This is a genomic window from Pseudomonas palmensis, assembly GCF_049942755.1.
GTDB lineage: Bacteria > Pseudomonadota > Gammaproteobacteria > Pseudomonadales > Pseudomonadaceae > Aquipseudomonas > Aquipseudomonas palmensis.
Genome location: NZ_CP187958.1, coordinates 2,436,118 through 2,454,024, shown reverse-complemented (window position 1 = coordinate 2,454,024; position 17,907 = coordinate 2,436,118). Strand labels below are relative to the sequence as shown.

Here is a 17,907-nt window from a genome sequence, read left to right as displayed (position 1 = left end):
CTGAAGGGCGTTACTGCCCTCTCATCAATTGTGCGGCGCGAACAGCGAAATAGGTCAGGATGCCGTCGGCGCCCGCCCGTTTGAAAGCGGTGAGGGATTCGAGGATAACCCCTTCCGAGAGCCAGCCGTTCTGGATCGCGGCCATGTGCATCGCGTACTCGCCACTGACCTGGTAGACGAAGGTCGGCACCTTGAACTCGTCCTTGACCCGCGCAAGGATATCCAGATACGGCATGCCTGGCTTGACCATTACCATGTCGGCGCCTTCGGACAGGTCGGCGGCCACTTCATGCAGGGCCTCGTTGGTGTTGGCCGGGTCCATCTGGTACGAGGCCTTGTTGGCCTTGCCCAGGTTCAGCGCCGAGCCGACCGCGTCGCGGAACGGGCCGTAGTAGGCGCTGGCATACTTGGCCGAGTAGGCCATGATGCGCACGTTGACATGACCGGCCAGCTCCAGGGCTTCACGGATCGCCTGGATCCGCCCGTCCATCATGTCCGACGGGGCCACCACCTGGGCGCCGGCCTCGGCATGCGACAGCGCCTGGCGCACCAGGGCGTCGACGGTGATGTCGTTCTGGACGTAGCCTTCCTCGTCGAGGATACCGTCCTGGCCGTGGGTGGTGAACGGGTCCAGTGCCACGTCGGTGATCACCCCCAGCTCCGGGAAGCGGTCGCGCAGGGCGCGGGTGGCGCGCTGGGCAATACCGTCCGGGTTGTAGGCTTCGGCGCCATCCAGCGACTTCCTGTCCAGCGGGGTCACCGGGAACAGGGCCAGGGCCGGAATACCCAGCTTCACCCACTCCTCGGCGGCCTGCAGCAGCAGGTCGATGCTCAGGCGCTCCACGCCGGGCATCGAGGCGACTTCCTCGCGACGGTTTTCGCCGTCCAGCACGAACACCGGCAGGATCAGGTCGTCAACAGTCAGTGTGGTTTCGCGCACCAGGCGACGGGAAAAGTCGTCACGGCGGTTGCGACGCAGGCGAGTGGCAGGAAACAAACGGTTAGCGGGGGTAAAGCTCACGGCAGACTCCTGAGCCCGCGCAGGCGGGCGAGCGCGACAGTTATAAGCAGCCATTATGACGCCCGTATGACGACCTGAGGCAACCCTGCGACTTATGGACGCATTCATTCTCCTTGTAGGAAATGTTCACGTCGAGACACATTTGGACACTTTCCCTAAAGCCTCCCAGGGGGTAGGCTGCGCGTTCATTTCGCCAGCACCCAGAAAATGCTTGAACAATTCCTGCAGGATTTCGGCTATTTTGCCCTTTTTCTAGGCACCTTTTTTGAAGGTGAGACCATACTGGTTCTCGCCGGATTTCTTGCGTTCCGTGGCTACATGGATATCAACATGGTGGTGCTGGTTGCCTTCTTCGGCAGCTATGCCGGCGACCAGCTGTGGTACTTCATGGGGCGTCGTCACGGGCGCAAGCTGCTGGCGCGCAAGCCGCGCTGGCAGATGATGGGGGACCGTGCGCTGGAGCACATCCGCCGCCACCCCGACATCTGGGTGCTGAGTTTCCGTTTCGTCTACGGCCTGCGCACGGTGATGCCCGTGGCCATCGGCCTGTCCGGCTACCCGCCGCGCCGCTACCTGCTGCTCAACGGCATCGGTGCCGCAGTATGGGCACTGGCCCTGGGCGCGGCCGCCTACCACTTCGGCGCCATCCTCGAAGGGCTGCTGGGCAACGTGAAGAAGTACGAGCTGTGGGTACTCGGTGCCCTGGTGGTACTGGGCGCCCTGCTGTGGCTGCGCCGGCGCTTCAAGGCCGCGCGCATTGCCCGCCAGGAAGCCGCCGAGGCCCAGGCCGAACAGGCGCGGGCCCAGGCCCGGGAGCAGCACACTGGCGAAGGTGGCGACCGGCCATAGGCCTGGCTGCTCGCTCTCACGACTGAACACTCCCCCTGCATTGCGATCTATGTAGAGAGCCTGGCGAGAATGGCCAAATCAGGGGACATTTAGCGCCTTGAACGGGAGTAGTGAGCATGACCAAGAAAAAAGTTGCGGTGATCCTTTCCGGTTGCGGTGTGTACGACGGTGCCGAAATTCACGAGAGCGTCATCACCCTGCTGCGCCTTGACCAGCGTGGCGCCCAGGTGCAGTGCTTTGCACCGAACATCGCGCAGATGCATGTGATCAACCACCTTACCGGCGCAGAGATGCCCGAAACGCGCAACGTGCTGGTGGAGTCGGCGCGCATTGCGCGCGGCGAGGTCAAGGACCTGCGTGAAGCGAATGCGGACGACTTCGACGCACTGATCGTGCCCGGTGGCTTCGGCGCTGCGAAAAACCTCTCCAACTTCGCCGTGGAAGGCGACAAATGCTCGGTCAACCCCGATGTGCTCGAACTGGCCGAAGCCTTCGCCGAAGCGGGCAAGCCGGTGGGCCTGATCTGCATTTCGCCGGCCCTGGCGGCCAAGATCTACGGGCCAGGCGTGGTCTGCACCATCGGCAACGATGCCGACACCAGCGCGGCTGTGGTCAAGATGGGCGGCACCCATGAAGAATGCGATGTGCACGACATCGTCGAAGACACTCAGCGCAAGCTGGTCAGCACCCCCGCCTACATGCTGGCGCAGAGCATCGGCGAGGCGGCGGGCGGGATCTACAAGCTGGTCGACCGGGTTCTGGAACTGACCCACGAGGCCGACTGAGGCATCACTGCGGGTAGGCGCGTGCCAACCGCGTGAGAATGCGGTCCAGCGCATTGGCGAAGGCCTGTTTCTCACGCTCGCCGTAGGGCGCCTGCCCACCACCGACCTGGCCCTGCTCGCGCAGGTCGGTGAACAGGTTGCGCACCGCCAGCCGCTCGCCCATGTTGCGCTCGTCGAATTCGCGGCCACGCGGATCGAGCGCGGCCACCCCCTTCTTGACCAGCCGATCGGCCAGCGGCACATCGCTGCAGATCACCAACTCGCCGGGCACGGCGTGTTCCACCAGGTAGTCGTCGGCAGCATCCGGCCCACTGGGCACCACGATGAGCCTGACGCAGGCAAAGGCCGGCTTGATCTGGCCCTGACCGGCGACCAGCACCACCTCGAACTGGCGCTTGAGGGCAAATTTGACCAGTTGGTCCTTGGCCGCCTTGGGGCAGGCATCGGCGTCGATCCAGACACGCATGGTTGGGTTATCCACCGCAAAGAGAACAAGGGGCACAGTATCCCTGCATTGGCGCGGCGTTGCAGCATTCGCCGACAAGCCAGCGCAGGGGCCCTCGATCAGTGCACCGAAACCCGCCGCCCTGCCAGCCAGCTGCGCCCGTACAACACTGCAATGGCCACCAGCGCCAACGCCTGCGCAGCCAGCGAATACGCATCGGCATGAATCCCCAGCCAGTCGAAGTCGAAGAACGGCACTGGCCGCGTACCGAACACCCCCGCCTCCTGCAACGCCTTCACCCCATGCCCGGCGAACACCACCGACAACGCGCACAGCAGCGCCGCGTTGATGCTGAAGAACAGCGACAGCGGCAACTTCGCCGACCCGCGCAGAATCACCCACGCCAGCCCCACCAGCAGCACCAGCGCCGTCGCCCCGCCGGCCAGCACCGCATCGTGCGCCGCAGGCCCGGCCTGCAGCCACAGGGTTTCGTAGAACAGGATCACCTCGAACAGTTCGCGGTAAACCGAAAAGAACGCCAGCACGGCAAAGCCGAAGCGGCCGCCGCCCCCCACCAGGCTGCTCTTGATGTAGTCCTGCCAGGCCGCCGCATGGCGCCGGTCGTGCATCCACACCCCCAGCCACAGCACCATCACGCAGGCGAACAGGGCGGTGCAGCCCTCCAGCAGTTCACGCTGTGCGCCCCCCACGTCGATCACGTAGGCAGCCAGCGCCCAGGTGGCAAAGCCCGCCACCAACGCCAGCGCCCACCCCACGTTGACGCTGCGCACTGCCGACTGCTGCCCGGTATTGCGCAGGAAGGCCAGAATCGCCGCCAGCACCAGGATTGCCTCCAGCCCCTCGCGCAGCAGAATCAGCAGGCCGGAGATGAAGCTCAGCGACCAACTCAGGCCATCGCCACCCAGCAGCTTGGCCGATGCTTCGAGCTTGGCCTTGGCCGCCGCCAGGCGTTGCGTCACCTGCTCCACCGGCAAGCCGTCCTGCAACCCCTGGCGGTAGGCCATCAGGGCCTTTTCGGTGTTCTTGCGCAGGTTGGCATCGACGTTGTCCAGGGCGCTTTCCACCAGCTCGAAGCCCTCCAGGTACGCCGCCACCGACAAGTCGTAGGCCTGCTCGTGGTCGCCGGCACGATAGGCGGCCAGGCTCTGTTCGAGGGTGGTGGCGGTGTAGTCGATCAGTTGGCCAGGGCCGCGTTGCGCCGCTGGCGGCTTGGCGCGCTGGGCGCGAAAGGCGGCCGCCGCCTCGCCACCCTGGGTGTCACGCACCTGCGCCGGGGTGAGCTGCGCCAGCTCGGCCAGGCTGAAGCGCCGGTCGGTCTGCACAGCACCAGGCTCGGCGCTGAAGCCGGCAATGTAGCTGGCCACGTCCCAGCGCTGGCGCTCGTCGAGCTGGTCGGCGAACGCCGGCATGTCGCTGCCCTCGATGCCCTGCTCCATCACCCGGTACAGCTCGGCCAGGCTCAGGGTGTCGAGTCGCGCCGCCTGGCGCAGATCGCCCGGCGATGGTTCCAACCCCAACCCCGCCGGCCCATCGCCGGCGCCGCCGTCACCGTGGCACACCGAACAGTGCTGGGCGTACAGCGGTGCACCGCGGGCCGGGTCCGGGGTAATCAGCGGCGCTTGCGGCGCGGCACTGCTCAAGGCACTGCCCAGGGCCAGCAGCGACCCTAGCAGCCAGGCGAACACACGGGGGCGGGGCATCATGGGAGCCAATCTCGAACAGGAATGAGGAGGATTGCATTGTTCACTTCCACTTGCGCCGGCTCAAGCACCACCCGGAAGTTTCATGAAAAATTTTGAAACAAGTTTATCTCCTACCCCGGGAATCGACTTATTCCTACACCACACGGGAAATGTGACTACTGGCACATCCAAGAAAAAATGAAGCACAAGGCCATTAATTAGCCAGTCATTGCGTCTATAATGCCGCGCCTTTCGTTATAGCGAATGGAAATACAGGCTCCTCTGCTAAGAGGATTTGGAACTAGCGTCCAAAGGGATCACCGCCACTCGCCGGCGCCTAACGTCACTTTTCAGGGAAGAGATTCAAGATGGCCTCCCGTGTCCTCACCGTCGCCACGCTGTGCGCGATCATCCAACTGACGGGCTGCGCAGCGTTTCGCAGCTACGACAGCGAACTCCAGGAAACCAACCAGCAGCTGGCCAGCGGCAACGTCGACGCGGCCCTGGCCCTGCTGGAAAAGAACAACAAGGGTGAGGACAAGGACCTTCTCTACTACTTCGAGAAAGGCGAACTGCTGCGCTCCAAGGGCGACCTGAGCGGCAGCCAGGATGCCTGGCGCGAAGCCGATAGCGTGGTGTTCAAGTGGGAAGAGTCGGTGAAGCTGGACACCGCCAAGTACCTGAGCCAGTTCGGCAGCTACCTGGTCAACGACAAGGTGCGCCGCTACGAAGGCTACGACTACGAAAAAGTCATGCTGACCACCCAGATGGCCCTGAACCTGCTGGCGCAGAATGATTTCGACGGTGCCCGCACCGAAATCAAGAAAACCCACGAACGTGAGGCCGTGATCGCCGAGCTGCGCGACAAGGAATACCTCAAGCGCGAAGAAGAGGCCGAGAAGGAAGGCGTCAAGACCGAGTACAAGGACCTGCAGGGCTACCCGGTGGCCGCCCTGGACGCGCCTGAAGTGGTCGGCCTGAAGAACAGCTACCAGAGTGCGTTCAGCCACTACCTGTCCGGCTACGTATACGAAGCACTGGGCGAAAAAGGCCTGGCTGCACCGGGCTACCGCAAGGCGGCCGAACTGCGCCCGAACACCGCGCTGCTCGAGCGTGCGCTGCTCGACCTCGACAAGCCTGCCGCCAAGGGCGCCGACAGCGACGTGCTGATCGTGGTGCAGAGCGGCCTGGCGCCGGCCCGCGACTCGGTGCGCATCCCCCTGCCCCTGCCAATCAGCGGCAATCTGGTGATCACCCCGCTGTCGTTCCCGATCATCAAGGAAGACACCTCCACCGCGCACTTCAGCGAGATCTACCTGAACGACAAGACCCTCTCGCTGACCGCGCTCAACAGCACCACCGCCATGTCGCGCCGCGCGCTGCGTGACGACATGCCAGGCATCATCCTGCGCACCAGCGTGCGCGCCATCACCCGTGGCGTGGCGCAAAAGCAGCTCAACGACGTCAACCCGCTGGCTGGTCTGGCCGTGGGCATCGCCTCGGCCGTCACCGAAGGCGCCGACACCCGCACCTGGCGCACCCTGCCGGACGACACCCTGGTTGCCCGCGTGCGCCTGGCCCAGGGCGAGCACCAGCTGAGCCTGCCGTCGAACCTGGGCGGCAGCAAGATCGCCGTGAAGATCGATCGCCCCTATCAGGTCGTGGCCCTGCGCGTCGTGGGCAACCGCGTCTACGCCGGTGGCCCGGCCCTGCAAGTCACCCAGCCTGCGCCGGCCGCCGCCGTCGCAAGCCTCAAGTAAGCCAAGGAATCGCCATGCGCCTCAAGCTTCTCGCCGCGCTCGCCACCGCCACCCTGCTGGCCGGCTGCGCCACCCCACCACCGCCCGCACCGGGCAGCGCCGCCAGCAAGGTGGTCGTGATGGGCAAACTGAGCAACATCGATATCGGCCCGATGCGGGTTGCCCGCGAAAACGGCTTCATGACCGTCAAGGTCTCGCTGACCAACACCAGCCGCAGCAACAAGACGATGTTCTATCGCTTTGCCTGGCTGGGCAACGACGGCTTCCCGGTCGCCAGCGAAGAAAGCTGGAAGACCCTGAGCCTGTACGGCTCGCAGTCCACCGTACTGCCAGCGATTGCCCCGGTCCCCCAGGCCACTGACTTCCGCATTGAAGTCCAGGCCCAGTAATTTTCAATTTTCAGGAGATGCTCAACATGATGTTCGCTCGTTTTTCCCTGCTGGCCGTAGTGGTCGCGCTGGCCAGCGGCTGCGCCAACAACTCCCCTGTACTGGGCGGCAAGAACATTGGCTACGGCGACAGCAAGGCCGTTGAACTGGTCACCAACGAGTTCGGTTCCACCGACCTGCAGATGATCGCCGAAAGCATGACCCGCTCGCTGGCCCAGTCCGGCATCCTGCAGGGCCGTCCGGTGGTTCAGGTCTACGACGTGAAGAACAAGACCAGCGAGTACATCGATACCCGCGAGATCACCACCTCGATCAAGACCCAGCTGATGAAGACCGGCACCGCCCGCTTCGCCAGCGACAACAACCAGATGCAGAGCCAGGTCGACCAGCTCAAGCTGCAGAACCAGAGCGGCCTGTACAAGAAGAACACCGTGGCCAAGACCGGCAACATGATCGCTGCCAAATACCGCCTGGAAGGGTCGATCAGCTCGATCGTCAAGCGCAGCAGCGACTACAAGGACGTGTTCTACAAGTTCAGCCTGCAGCTGATCGACGTGGAAAGCGGCCTGGCCGAGTGGATGGACGAAAAAGAAATCCGCAAGACCACGGAGCGCTAAGCAATGCGTGCATGGATGGGCATCATCGGCCTGGCTTGCGCGTTCGGCGTGCAAGCGGCCCCCAAGGTAGCGGTCACCGACCTGGCTTATCAGGAGCGCGTGGAGCAGTACATCCACATGGTCTCGGCGAGCAGCAACTCGAATGCGAGCATGTACCACGCCAACGCGTCGTCCAGCTACAGCGAATTCGAAAGCAGCCAGAGCTACATCGAGCAGACCGAGCTGCGCAAGTTCAGCGGCGACATCAAGGGCGAGATCCTCAAGTCCGGCATGTTCCAGCTGGTGCAGGGCACGCCGTACACGGCCAAGGCCAAGCAGGACGTGTATGACGTGATCGCGCGGATCAAGGCGGGCAACTACAAGGGCGCCGACTACGTACTGTTCGGCACCCTGTCGGATATCGACTTCCAGCGCGATATCACCTCGATCGACAACACCAACAGCTACTCGGCGATCCTGGGCCTGACCCTGGTGGCCGATTTCAGCCTGATCAACACCCGTACCTATGAGATCACCTCGGCGTTCACCGCCATGGGTGAAGGCCAGGACACCAAGCTGGTGAACAGCCAGGACGTGCGGGTCAGCCTGAACCGTCCGCGGGTGGTGCGTGAAGTGTCCAAGGAACTGGGCATGGATGTGGCCAGACAGCTCAAGGAGCAGCTGGTGGGTGTGATGCCGGATCAGGAACGTGCGCCGATGCGCAACAACCTGCCGCCGGATGAACCGGCGCAGATCTTGCGCTGAGCATGCAAAAGGCGACCTTCGGGTCGCCTTTTTTATTGGGTGTCTGTGCTGGCCTCTTCGCCGGCAACGCCGGCTCCCACAAGAACAGTGGTGAACCGCGATGGAAGGCGCAGCCTTCCGGTCTTAGACCGGCGCCCGGCGAATGGTCGCCAGCAATGTCGCCGCACCCAGGAACAACCCGGCAAACGTGCGGTTCATGCGCCGCTGCTGCCGGGGCGTGCGCAACAGGCGCAGCACCCGCGCCGCCAACCCGGTATAACCCGCCATCACCAGCAGGTCCACCGCCACCATGGTGCCGGCGATCGTCAGGTACTGCGGCAGCAGCTCGGCATGCGGATTGATGAACTGCGGCAGCACCGCAAGCATGAAGATCAGCGCCTTGGGGTTGCTGACGTTGACCAGAAAACCACGGAACACCAGGCTCAACGGCTTGCCGATGGGGCGTACCGTCGAGTCGTCGGCCAGGTCTGCCGGCAGCGCTCGCCACTGTTTCACGGCCAGGTAGATCAGGTAGGCAACGCCAAACCATTTGATGACCTGGAACGCGGTAGCCGAGGCAGCGAGTACCGCGCCCACGCCGGCGGCAATGATCGCGATCTGCATCACCAGCCCCAACTGCAGGCCCAGCGCGTTCCAGTAGCCGCGCCAGAAGCCGTACTGCAGGCCGCAGGACATGGACGCAATGGCCCCCGCCCCCGGCGAAAGACTGATTACCCAACAGGCAGCAAAAAAAGCCAACCACGTTTCCAGCGACATCACACACCTCGGCCCGGACCCTTGTTCAAGGGTTCCACGCTAATGCGCCGCTGAAAAAATCACCACATTTTTTTGCAGCCGGTGTTCAGGCCCCGGGTTTCGGGCTTTCGCTTACCACGGCCAGGCCGTCCGAACCGCGCCAGCGGCGCACGCTCTTCTGGAAGAACTGGCTGTTGGGCACCTGCACCAGTGCGCCGCCCGCCTCGGGCAGTTCGACCAGGGTGGTGAACAGCAGGTTGATCGCGGTCACGCGGCCCTTGACCCCCGGCTTGTCGAGTGTCTCGACCAGCTCGACAACGTCGCCGATGCGAAACGGCCCCACGGTGAAGATCAGCACCGCGCAGAGCAGGTTGGACAGTACGCTCCACATCGCGAAGAAGGCCACCGCCGCCACCGCGACAAAGCCCGACAGGGCCGTCCACAGCACCGTGGCCGAAACACCCAGGCGCTCCAGCACGAAGATCAGCGCGCTGCCCATGATCAGCCAGCGCAAGCCGCCGCGCAGCGGCACCATCAGCTCCGGCGGCAACGGGTAACGCTCGCTCAGGCGAGTCAGGCAGCGCGCCACCAGGCGTTGCAGCAGGTACGCCGCGACCAGGATCAGCAGTATCTGCAGGCCCATCCAGAAGGGGCCGATCCACTCGACCGGCAGCAATCCCTGCATCGACTCCATCAGGACAACGCCTCCAGCTCGGCCTGCATGCTTTCAAGCACTTCGAGCGCTTGCATCCAGGCTTCTTCCAGCTCGCCTTCGCGCACCTTCAGCTTGGCCTGGCGGGCCAGCAGCTCGCGCAGCTCGTCCTTGCGCGCCGCTTCATACAGCGCGCTGTCGCTCAGGCTGGCATCGACCCCGGCCAGCTCTTCATGCAACTTGGCCAGCTCGGCTTCGAGCTTGTCGGCCTGGCGCTTGTGCGGGGCCAGTTGCTGGCGCAACGCCGCCGCAGCCTGGCGCTGGGCCTTCTTGTCGGTCTTGTCGGGGTTGACCGGTGTGGTGCTGACCGGGGCATTGCGCTGACGATACTCGACCAGCCAGCGGGTGTAGTCGTCGAGGTCGCCATCGAAGGTCTCGACCTTGCCGTCTGCCACCAGCAGGAAGTCGTCGGTGGTGCTCTTGAGCAGGTGACGGTCGTGGGACACCACCAGTACCGCGCCACTGAACTCCTGCAGGGCCATGGTCAGTGCCAGGCGCATCTCCAGGTCCAGGTGGTTGGTCGGTTCGTCGAGCAGCAGCAGGTTGGGCCGCTCCCAGGCAATCAGCGCCAGGGCCAGGCGGGCCTTTTCGCCGCCGGAGAAGTTCAGCACCGGCTCGTCGATGCGCGCACCGCGAAAGTCGAAACCGCCGAGGAAGTCGCGCAGGGTCTGCTCGCGCTCGGTGGGGGCCAGGCGCTGCAGGTGCAGCAGGGGGCTGGCCTTGCTGTCCAGCGAATCGAGCTGGTGCTGGGCAAAGTAGCCCACCACCAGGTTCTCGCCGCGCACCAGGCGTCCGGCCAGCGGCTCCAGCTCGCCGGCCAGGTTCTTGATCAGGGTCGACTTGCCGGCGCCGTTGGGGCCCAGCAGGCCGATGCGCGCACCCGGGGTGAGCTGCAGCTTGACCTTCTCCAGCACGGTCTTTTCGCCATAGCCCAAGCGGGCTTCGGCAAGGTCGAGCAGCGGGCTGGAGATCTTCTCGGACTCGCGGAAGGTGAAGTCGAACGGCGAGTCGACATGCGCCGCCGAAAGCTCCTCCATGCGCTCCAGTGCCTTGATGCGGCTTTGTGCCTGGCGCGCCTTGGTGGCCTGGGCCTTGAACCGGGCGATGTACTTTTCCATGTGGGCGCGTTGCGCCTGCTGCTTCTCGTACGCCTGCTGCTGTTGCGCCAGGCGTTCGGCACGGGCGCGCTCGAAGGCGCTGTAGCCGCCGCGGTAGAGGGTCAGCTTGCACTGTTCCACGTGTGCCACGTGGTCGACCACCGCATCCAGGAAATCGCGGTCGTGGGAAATCAGCAGCAGCGTGCCGGGGTAGCTCTTGAGCCAGTCTTCAAGCCACAGGATCGCATCCAGGTCCAGGTGGTTGGTGGGCTCGTCGAGCAGCAGCAGGTCGCTGGGGCACATCAGTGCCTGGGCCAGGTTCAGGCGCATGCGCCAGCCGCCGGAGAAGTCGCCGACGCGCCGGTCCATCTGTTCGTTGCTGAAGCCCAGGCCGGCCAGCAGCTTGCGGGCGCGGGCATCGGCGGTATAACCGTCGGCGCTGTCGAGCTCCACATGCAGGCGGGCCAATGCATTGTTGTCGTGCGCGGCCTCGGCGGCTGCGAGCGCAGCCTGTACCTCGCGCAGGCGCACGTCGCCATCGAGCACATAGTCCACCGCCAGGCGATCGAGGGTATCGACCTCCTGGCGCATGTGCGCGATGCGCCAGTCGCCGGGCAGCTGGCATTCGCCCGAATCGGGCGTGAGCTCACCGCGCAGCAAGGCGAACAGGCTGGATTTGCCGGCGCCGTTGGCACCGATCAGGCCGGCTTTCTGGCCGGCGTGCAGGGTCAACTCGGCGCCTTCTAGCAGGCGCTGGGGACCACGCTGTAAAGTGAGGTTCGAAAGTCTGATCATAATGGCCGCGGAGTCTACCAGCTTCGATGGCAACTGGCGCGAGTAGGACCATGCACACCGACCTGTGGAATTTCGCTCTGCACCTGTACGCCCGGCCGGGCGTGGAAGCTGCCTGCCTGGCCTTGCAGGACGAAGGGGCCGATGTGTGCCTTCTGCTGTGCGGGGCGTGGCTTGAAGCCCGCAGGGCCGGGGTGACCCCCGAGCGCGTACAGCACCTGCAACAGCTGGCCGCTGCCTGGCAGCAGCATGTGGTGACACCGCTGCGTCAACTGCGCCGCCAATGGCGTGCAGACGCGCAGCACGACCCGCAGCTGGCGCACTTGCGCGGGCAGGTCAAGGCACTGGAACTGGAGGCGGAGCGAACATTGCTGGCGCGCCTGCAACAGGCTAGCGAAGGCTGGATGAATCAGGGTGTGGCAGGTGACTGGCTGGCCGTGCTGGCCCCCCAGGGCACCCGGCACCACGACGCGCTGCAGGTGCTGCGCGTCGTGGCGGTGGCGGATCAGGAAGCAGTCGAGGGCGACTGAGTCACTGGGGTCGTCACGGGTGCAGCGGCAGGCGAAGCAGCAGGTGCGGCTGTGGTGGCCGCAGCAGGTGCCGAAGTCGCCGGTTTGGCAGCAGCGGGTTTGGCGGCCGGCTTGGCGGGTGCGCGGGTAGCGGCGGGCTTGGCGGGGGCCTTGGCAGCAGCAGGCTTGGCAGCTGGCTTGGCCGGAGCCTTGGCAGCGGCGGGTTTGGCAGCTGGCTTGGCGGCTGCAGGTTTGGCAGGCGCCTTGGCCGCAGCAGGTTTGGCAGCTGGCTTGGCCGGAGCCTTGGCCGCAGCAGGTTTGGCAGCTGGCTTGGCGGGCGCCTTGGCAGCGGCAGGTTTGGCAGCTGGCTTGGCGGGGGCCTTGGCGGCTGCGGGTTTGGCAGCAGACCTTGCCGGAGCCTTGGCGGCTGCAGGTTTGGCAGCTGGCTTGGCCGGAGCCTTGGCAGCGGCTGGCTTGGCCGCGGCAGTTTTGGCCGCTGGCTTGGCGGCGGCTTTGGTAGCGGCTGGCTTGGCTGCAGCCTTGCGGGCCGGGGCCTTGGTGGCCGACTTGGCCGCTACCGGAGCAGCCTTGGCCGAACGCGAGGTCAGGGCCTTGGACGCTGCTTCCTGCACCTTGCCGACGCCTTGGGCGAGCTTCAGGCTTTCCTGCGCATCACGCTTGAGCTGCACGATGTACAGGCGGGTTTGCGACTGGCGATCCTTGAGCGAATCGAGCAGGGTTTCCAGTTCGCCTACGGCGCCCTTGGCCTTGTTCTGCGCCTTGTTCTTGCCGGCGACCGCAGCGTCCTGAAGTTTGAGACGCGACTTGTGAAGTTTTTCCTGCGCCTTGCCCCGTTGTTTTTCCAACTTGGCCAACAGTTTTTCAGCATCAGCCAGTGCTTGCGAGCAGGCACTTTCCAGATGCTCGAGCAAACTGCCCGAGAGTTGATGTAGCAGGTGTAATGGCGTACTGACTGGCTTCTTACTGGCCGACATGGCTTACCTCCTGGCTGACGAGAATGCGGCTCATACTAGACCTTCTGCTGCTACCGCCGCTAGGGCATGTTGACAGTAAGTAGGACGCCGCGTTGCATGCCTGGGCAAAGTTGTTATGGCTGCAGCTGCGCACAAGTGTAGATGCTGTTAAAAAGGCTGTCGGAATTTGCTCTATGCAAAGATTCATCCGGCCCTCACCATGCACTCAAACCACCTGGAGTGAGCCTGTGCCACGCTACCTGTTACTGCCCTTGCTGCTCGCCCTGCCCTGCGCATTCGCAGACACCACCGAGCCACCGGCAAGTGCTCACGACCTGTCCTATAGCGTCGGCGCCAGCCTGGGTGAACGGTTGCGCAACGAGATGCCCGAGCTGCAGCTCGATGCCTTGATCCAGGGGTTGCAACAGGCCTACGCGAACAAGCCCCTGGCAATCAGCCAGGCACGGCGCGAAGCGATTCTCAGCCAGCACGAGGCCCAGGCCAGCGAGGCCGCCGAGCAGTCGCAGGTGGAAATGCTGATGGCGGTGGAAACCCGTTACTTGGCCACCGAACGCGCCCGTGCCGGAGTACGAGAACTACCCGAAGGCGTACTGGTGACCGAACTGGTCAAGGGCAATGGTGCCTCACCCAGAGCCGATGGCCGGGTGCAGGTACGCTACGTCGGCAAGCTGCCCGATGGCAGCGTGTTCGACCAGAGCGAACAACCGCAGTGGTTCAGCCTCAAGAGTGTGATCGAGGGCTGGCAGGTGGCGTTGCCACAGATGGCTGTCGGGGCGAAATGGCGTGTGGTGATTCCGTCGGCCAAGTCCTACGGAGCCGATGGCGCAGGCGATCTGATTCCGCCATTCACGCCACTGATCTTCGAGATCGAACTACTGGGGGTTGCCGACTGAATGTCGGCAACGGAGGAGACAGGGGTCAGGCCTGGACGGCCTCTTCTTCCTTGTGCGCGTTGTGCAGCACTTCGATCAGGCAATCCTCAAGCTCGAAGCGCTCGTGGAGCAGGCTGCCCAGCTCGCTGAGCTTCTTGGCGAAGCGCTCCTGGTCGGTACAGTTGCCCTTGTCGCAGTGATCGTTGAAAGCCGACGCGATATCGGTAATGGCACTGATACGAGGGCTGATCTGCTTCGCCAGTTCCAGGCCCTTGTCATCTCCGAACGCCTTGGCTTCAGCCACCAACTGCTCACTGACCTCGAAGTGCCAGGCGGAGACGTAATCGACCAGTATCGCGCAGAAGCCGAGGTTCTTATCCTTGTCCGCAAAAGCCGGTTTGGCATCGCGCAATGCGCGAAAGGCCGTGACCAGTTCGGCCCGCTCGTCCAGCCAGCGGTCAATCAGCTTGTGAACCCCACCCCAGCGTTCCTGAGCATTCTGACAACTATCTAACATGGCGGTGTCTTCCCTTCTGGGTCATGCCGCTGCGCCCCGTCGTGCGAGGTATGCACAACAAAGGGAGAAAGCAGCAGAACGGCATCGAGCAGCAGTGTTTTGGGTATGCGTGCAAGGGAGATTATTCCCGCGCGCCCTTGCCTTCAAGGTACGCAGGCGACAAGTTTCATACAAGTGTTTAATCGCCGCACCCGCGGCCATCGGTCGATTGCCTGGCCCCCGCCGGCAAGCATCAGGGTTTCAATGACTTGCCCGTGGCCGCTGGCTGCACGTACAGCAGCCGCGCCAACGCCAGCGCCGCCAGCAGCAGGAAGGCCAGGAGGCTCCACTCCGGCAGGCTCAGGTCCAGAAAGCTCCAGGTGATCGAAGCGCAATCGGCCGAACCGAGCAGCATGGCGTGCAGCACGTCGGCAAGGCTGCCTTGCTCGATGAGCGCACCGAGGGGCATCGAGCAGGCCTCACCCGCCGCCACCCCGCTGCCCTGCAACCAGATCTGGCGCACCGCCAGCAAGCCGCCCCCCAGCGCCAGGCCCAACGCCGCAGCCGCATAGCGACGCGCACCCGGCTGACCCGGTGCATGCAGGCGCGCGGCCAGGCAGACACCGGCAAACACAACCAGCAATACACGCTGGCTCTGGCACAGCGGGCAAGGCACCAGCCCTTTGGTGAATTCGAGGTAAAACGCACCGGCGAGAATCAGTAACGACGCGACGAAAGCCAGGGAGAACAATGAGCGCAAACAGGCCAATGGCATGGCAAGTCCAGGTGCGGGAAAGACATGTAACAACGGTAGAGGAAAATCGAGCCTTGTTTCAAGGCACGACAGGCGCGATAAAGCGCTGAAACATAAGGGAAGTGTCGAAGAGTTGAGGTGGATATTTCCTCTGTAACTCAGCGAAAAGTTACCCACCCCCGCAACCAGCCAAACAGTACGGGTTTAACCTGGGGCTAAACCCGTACGACGTCAGGCCCGGACGGCTTCAGGCAGGGGCAAGGCCAGCAGGCGCTCATCCAACAGGCCCAGGCCCTCCTGAAACAGCTGGTTACTGCGCTCGGTGTCGCCCAGGCCGGCCAGCAGACGGGCCAGCTCGGCGCAGGCCTCAGGGTTGCGCTGCCGGCGCAGGCTGTCTTCGAAGTAGTCGCGCGCCTTGCCCCACAGACGATTCTGCAGGCTCAGACGACCCAGGGTCAGCAACAGGCTGGGATCGTCCGGGTGCTGCTTGAGCCAGCCCTCGGCCGTCTGCAACTGACGCGCCGGGTCGCCGCCTCGCACCAGCCCGTACAGCCGGGCCAGGTGGCTTTCGTATTCGCGCTGCAGGGCCGTACGCAGGACCTTCTCGGCGTCGCTTTCGGCGCCCAGCTGGCGCAGTTGCTCGGCATACGCCAGCACCAGTTGCGGCTCCTGGCGTTGTGCCGAGGTCAGTTGCTGCCAGGCACGTTCAAGGGATTGCTGTGCGGTCTGGTCGTCCTGCTCGCGGCGTGCGGCCAGGCTCAGGTTTTCGCCCCAGGCCCGCCGCTCCAGCTCGGCCAGTTCCGCGGCAGACAACACCTTGTCCTTGCGCAGCTCCGGCAGCAGGCGGATCACCGCGCTCCAGTCGCCACGCTGCTGGTACAGACGCTGCAACTGGCGCAGCACCTGCACGTTGTGCGGGTGGCGCTCGTGCATCGCCTGCAGGGTCACCAACGCCGCCTCGGTGTCACCGCGGTCGACCTGCAACTGCGCGTGGGTCAGGGCGATGGCCAGCTCGGCTTGCGGCTGGCGCTCCAGGGCACGTTCCAGCAGGTTGTCGCTGTCCTCGGTGCGCCCCAGCTCGTTGGCAGCGCGGGCCGCCCCGAGGTAATAGAGCAGCGGCTGGCGTTCGGCCTCGGCAGCGCGATGCAGATGGCGCTGGGCACTGGCCCAGCGGCCCTCGGCCAGGTCCAGTTGCCCCTGCTCGATGGCCAGGCGTGTACGCCGGCTGCGGTTGCGCCGCGACCATGGGTTGACCACCCCGCCCGAGGTGAACACCAGGCCCAGCACGAAGCGCACCATCAGTACAACGAGCACCACGGCCAGCAGCAGGGCCAGGGTCGCCCACAGGCTCGACTCGTAGCGGAAGCTGTCGTAGGCGATCAGCACGTACCCGCTATGCCGGGCCACGGCGATACCCAGCAGGGTCGCGGCGACGATCGCCACCACCACCCACAGGTAGGCACGTTTCATGGGGTGCCCTCCTCATGACCTTGTGCCGCCGGCTGGCGCGTGATCGATTCTTCGGCGGGCAGGTGGCGACGCTCGAGGTAGGCCTGGACCGCACCGAGGCTGTCGGCCAGGTCCGGCGTCACTACCGACACCGGCTCGTTCGCCACCGCGTTGAGCTGTTCGAGCATCGACTGGCTCTGCTCGTTGTCGTGGTTGAAGTTGGCCAGCAGCACGCTGTGCGCTTCATCCAGCGCCTGGGCATAGACCTTCGGCTCGCCGTTGAGCGCGGCCCACTGCGCCTGCTCCAGGGTCAGGCTCAGGGCCAGGCGCACCTGGTTCAGGGCCTGGCCGGCCAGCAACGGCTTGACGTTCTTGTCGGCATTGAAATCGATACGGAAGTAGCGCGACAGCTGCGCCCACCACTGTGACCAGCGGCTGGCACCGTCGCCGTCGGCAGCCAGGCCGAACAGCGGTTCGCCGCCTTCTTCGAATTCGGGGGCCATGGCGGTGAGCTGCACTACCTGCTCGCGCAGCGCGGCCAGCTTGAGGAACAGCCCGGTGCGGTCCGGTTGCTTGACGCTGTTCAGGGTGGCCAGGCTGCGTGCCAGCTGTTCGCGGGCAGCGAACGAGGCCGGGTCGCTCTGCTCGCGCAGGATCTGGTCGGCGCCTTCGACCAGCGCCCGAGCGCTGGTGATGTCCTGCAATGCCGACAAGCGCAGGCTGGCCAGGCGCAGCAGGTGCTCGGCCTCGGCCAGGCGCCAGTCCTTGCGGCTGGCACCGAGCACGGTCTCCAGGCGCTGGCTCAGACGTTGCTGGTCGCCCTGCAATTGCGCCACCAGGCGCCGGCGCTCTTCGAGCTCGGCGGCCGGTGGCAGGTCGGCCAGGCGTGACGACAGTCGCTGCTCGCCCTGCTGCAAGGCCTGGGCCTGGGCATTCAAGGCCTGCAATTGTTCGCTCTGGAGCTGGTTGGCGCCCTGCAGGTGGCGCACCTGCCAGACACCCCAGCCACCGATTGCGACACCTGCCGCACCCAGCAGCAGGGCGAACAGTGCCAGACCGGTGCCGGCCCGCTTGGCAGGGGCGGCGGGCGTTTGCGCGGGCGCTTCTGGCGCCGGCTGCAGATCATCGTTGGGCAAGGCAGTTTCGCTCACGTATCCATCCTTTGCATTGGGGCACCTCGCCA

18 protein-coding genes and 1 pseudogene are annotated in these 17,907 nt (G+C 64.7%); 8 read left to right on the top strand and 11 right to left on the bottom strand.

Going from position 1 to position 17,907, the window contains the following annotated elements; genetic code table 11:
• Positions 1-10: 10 nt before the first annotated feature.
• Positions 11-1,021, bottom strand: a complete 1,011-nt coding sequence (gene hemB, locus ACPRTJ_RS11275) for a porphobilinogen synthase (RefSeq protein ID WP_043863387.1) — start codon at positions 1,019-1,021, stop codon at positions 11-13.
• Between the two features lie 207 nt (positions 1,022-1,228).
• Between hemB and ACPRTJ_RS11270 the strand changes: the two genes are divergently transcribed.
• Together ACPRTJ_RS11270 and elbB are read left to right on the top strand one after the other, a co-directional pair.
• Positions 1,229-1,870 (top strand): DedA family protein, encoded by a 642-nt coding sequence (locus tag ACPRTJ_RS11270; protein ID WP_043863386.1) that lies wholly within the window; start codon positions 1,229-1,231, stop codon positions 1,868-1,870.
• A gap of 116 nt (positions 1,871-1,986) precedes the next feature.
• On the top strand, positions 1,987-2,655 hold the full coding sequence (gene elbB / locus ACPRTJ_RS11265) for an isoprenoid biosynthesis glyoxalase ElbB (protein WP_426428850.1): 669 nt from the start codon (positions 1,987-1,989) through the stop codon (positions 2,653-2,655).
• 4 nt (positions 2,656-2,659) lie between these two features.
• Here elbB and ACPRTJ_RS11260 read toward each other — a convergent pair whose 3' ends face one another.
• Complete coding sequence (locus ACPRTJ_RS11260) at positions 2,660-3,121, bottom strand: YaiI/YqxD family protein (RefSeq protein WP_043863384.1); 462 nt, start codon at positions 3,119-3,121, stop codon at positions 2,660-2,662.
• A 98-nt stretch (positions 3,122-3,219) separates the two neighbouring features.
• Positions 3,220-4,743: pseudogene (locus ACPRTJ_RS11255) on the bottom strand (FTR1 family protein); the annotation flags it as partial.
• Between the two features lie 428 nt (positions 4,744-5,171).
• Here ACPRTJ_RS11255 and ACPRTJ_RS11250 point away from each other — a divergent pair.
• From ACPRTJ_RS11250 to ACPRTJ_RS11235, 4 genes are read left to right on the top strand one after another with little or no spacing between them, the layout of a single operon-like run.
• Positions 5,172-6,563, top strand: coding sequence for a COG3014 family protein (locus tag ACPRTJ_RS11250; RefSeq protein WP_426428848.1), 1,392 nt, complete (start codon positions 5,172-5,174; stop codon positions 6,561-6,563).
• 14 nt (positions 6,564-6,577) lie between these two features.
• Complete coding sequence (locus tag ACPRTJ_RS11245) at positions 6,578-6,952, top strand: YcfL family protein (RefSeq protein WP_043863382.1); 375 nt, start codon at positions 6,578-6,580, stop codon at positions 6,950-6,952.
• 29 nt (positions 6,953-6,981) lie between these two features.
• Positions 6,982-7,569, top strand: coding sequence for a penicillin-binding protein activator LpoB (lpoB, locus tag ACPRTJ_RS11240; RefSeq protein ID WP_043863467.1), 588 nt, complete (start codon positions 6,982-6,984; stop codon positions 7,567-7,569).
• A 3-nt stretch (positions 7,570-7,572) separates the two neighbouring features.
• Positions 7,573-8,313: a hypothetical protein gene (locus ACPRTJ_RS11235; RefSeq protein ID WP_043863381.1), complete on the top strand. Its 741-nt coding sequence runs from the start codon at positions 7,573-7,575 to the stop codon at positions 8,311-8,313.
• Between the two features lie 123 nt (positions 8,314-8,436).
• Here the strand turns inward: ACPRTJ_RS11235 and ACPRTJ_RS11230 are convergent, their stop codons facing one another.
• From ACPRTJ_RS11230 to ACPRTJ_RS11220, 3 genes are all read right to left on the bottom strand, one after another.
• Positions 8,437-9,069 (bottom strand): LysE family transporter, encoded by a 633-nt coding sequence (locus ACPRTJ_RS11230; protein ID WP_043863380.1) that lies wholly within the window; start codon positions 9,067-9,069, stop codon positions 8,437-8,439.
• 85 nt (positions 9,070-9,154) lie between these two features.
• The gene (locus tag ACPRTJ_RS11225) at positions 9,155-9,742 is read right to left on the bottom strand and encodes a mechanosensitive ion channel family protein (RefSeq protein WP_043863379.1); all 588 of its coding nucleotides are present in this window, start codon (positions 9,740-9,742) and stop codon (positions 9,155-9,157) included.
• Complete coding sequence (locus tag ACPRTJ_RS11220; protein WP_043863378.1) at positions 9,742-11,652, bottom strand: ATP-binding cassette domain-containing protein; 1,911 nt, start codon at positions 11,650-11,652, stop codon at positions 9,742-9,744. The genes ACPRTJ_RS11225 and ACPRTJ_RS11220 overlap by 1 nt, the downstream gene beginning before the upstream one ends.
• A gap of 50 nt (positions 11,653-11,702) precedes the next feature.
• Here ACPRTJ_RS11220 and ACPRTJ_RS11215 point away from each other — a divergent pair, with 50 nt between their 5' ends.
• Positions 11,703-12,179: a TIGR02444 family protein gene (locus ACPRTJ_RS11215; protein ID WP_100634252.1), complete on the top strand. Its 477-nt coding sequence runs from the start codon at positions 11,703-11,705 to the stop codon at positions 12,177-12,179.
• Here ACPRTJ_RS11215 and ACPRTJ_RS11210 read toward each other — a convergent pair.
• On the bottom strand, positions 12,155-13,153 hold the full coding sequence (locus ACPRTJ_RS11210) for an AlgP family protein (protein ID WP_078480670.1): 999 nt from the start codon (positions 13,151-13,153) through the stop codon (positions 12,155-12,157). The genes ACPRTJ_RS11215 and ACPRTJ_RS11210 overlap by 25 nt on opposite strands.
• A 227-nt stretch (positions 13,154-13,380) precedes the next feature.
• On the opposite strand from ACPRTJ_RS11210, the gene ACPRTJ_RS11205 reads away from it, so the two are divergent.
• The gene (locus ACPRTJ_RS11205) at positions 13,381-14,046 is read left to right on the top strand and encodes an FKBP-type peptidyl-prolyl cis-trans isomerase (RefSeq protein WP_116052410.1); all 666 of its coding nucleotides are present in this window, start codon (positions 13,381-13,383) and stop codon (positions 14,044-14,046) included.
• 25 nt (positions 14,047-14,071) lie between these two features.
• Here ACPRTJ_RS11205 and ACPRTJ_RS11200 read toward each other — a convergent pair whose 3' ends face one another.
• From ACPRTJ_RS11200 to ACPRTJ_RS11185, 4 genes are all read right to left on the bottom strand, one after another.
• A complete protein-coding gene (locus ACPRTJ_RS11200; RefSeq protein WP_043863375.1) occupies positions 14,072-14,542 on the bottom strand; it encodes an Rsd/AlgQ family anti-sigma factor in 471 nt (156 codons plus the stop codon).
• Between the two features lie 232 nt (positions 14,543-14,774).
• A complete protein-coding gene (locus tag ACPRTJ_RS11195; RefSeq protein WP_043863374.1) occupies positions 14,775-15,296 on the bottom strand; it encodes a disulfide bond formation protein B in 522 nt (173 codons plus the stop codon).
• Positions 15,297-15,506: 210 nt separating this feature from the next.
• Positions 15,507-16,745, bottom strand: a complete 1,239-nt coding sequence (locus ACPRTJ_RS11190) for a heme biosynthesis HemY N-terminal domain-containing protein (protein WP_058541740.1) — start codon at positions 16,743-16,745, stop codon at positions 15,507-15,509.
• On the bottom strand, positions 16,742-17,875 hold the full coding sequence (locus ACPRTJ_RS11185) for a uroporphyrinogen-III C-methyltransferase (RefSeq protein ID WP_426428844.1): 1,134 nt from the start codon (positions 17,873-17,875) through the stop codon (positions 16,742-16,744). Before ACPRTJ_RS11185 ends, ACPRTJ_RS11190 begins: the two co-directional genes overlap by 4 nt.
• Positions 17,876-17,907: the final 32 nt, after the last annotated feature.

Excerpts from the sequence above, each read along its gene's own strand:
- ACPRTJ_RS11260 (WP_043863384.1), bottom strand. The coding sequence starts at position 3,121 with ATGCGTGTCTGGATCGACGCCGATGCCTGCCCCAAGGCGGCCAAGGAC.
- ACPRTJ_RS11235 (WP_043863381.1), top strand. The coding sequence starts at position 7,573 with ATGCGTGCATGGATGGGCATCATCGGCCTGGCTTGCGCGTTCGGCGTG.
- elbB (WP_426428850.1), top strand. The coding sequence starts at position 1,987 with ATGACCAAGAAAAAAGTTGCGGTGATCCTTTCCGGTTGCGGTGTGTAC.
- ACPRTJ_RS11195 (WP_043863374.1), bottom strand. The coding sequence starts at position 15,296 with ATGCCATTGGCCTGTTTGCGCTCATTGTTCTCCCTGGCTTTCGTCGCG.
- ACPRTJ_RS11200 (WP_043863375.1), bottom strand. The coding sequence starts at position 14,542 with ATGTTAGATAGTTGTCAGAATGCTCAGGAACGCTGGGGTGGGGTTCAC.
- ACPRTJ_RS11245 (WP_043863382.1), top strand. The coding sequence starts at position 6,578 with ATGCGCCTCAAGCTTCTCGCCGCGCTCGCCACCGCCACCCTGCTGGCC.
- ACPRTJ_RS11230 (WP_043863380.1), bottom strand. The coding sequence starts at position 9,069 with ATGTCGCTGGAAACGTGGTTGGCTTTTTTTGCTGCCTGTTGGGTAATC.
- ACPRTJ_RS11210 (WP_078480670.1), bottom strand. The coding sequence starts at position 13,153 with ATGTCGGCCAGTAAGAAGCCAGTCAGTACGCCATTACACCTGCTACAT.
- ACPRTJ_RS11190 (WP_058541740.1), bottom strand. The coding sequence starts at position 16,745 with ATGAAACGTGCCTACCTGTGGGTGGTGGTGGCGATCGTCGCCGCGACC.
- ACPRTJ_RS11270 (WP_043863386.1), top strand. The coding sequence starts at position 1,229 with ATGCTTGAACAATTCCTGCAGGATTTCGGCTATTTTGCCCTTTTTCTA.
- ACPRTJ_RS11225 (WP_043863379.1), bottom strand. The coding sequence starts at position 9,742 with ATGGAGTCGATGCAGGGATTGCTGCCGGTCGAGTGGATCGGCCCCTTC.
- ACPRTJ_RS11215 (WP_100634252.1), top strand. The coding sequence starts at position 11,703 with ATGCACACCGACCTGTGGAATTTCGCTCTGCACCTGTACGCCCGGCCG.
- lpoB (WP_043863467.1), top strand. The coding sequence starts at position 6,982 with ATGTTCGCTCGTTTTTCCCTGCTGGCCGTAGTGGTCGCGCTGGCCAGC.
- ACPRTJ_RS11220 (WP_043863378.1), bottom strand. The coding sequence starts at position 11,652 with ATGATCAGACTTTCGAACCTCACTTTACAGCGTGGTCCCCAGCGCCTG.
- ACPRTJ_RS11250 (WP_426428848.1), top strand. The coding sequence starts at position 5,172 with ATGGCCTCCCGTGTCCTCACCGTCGCCACGCTGTGCGCGATCATCCAA.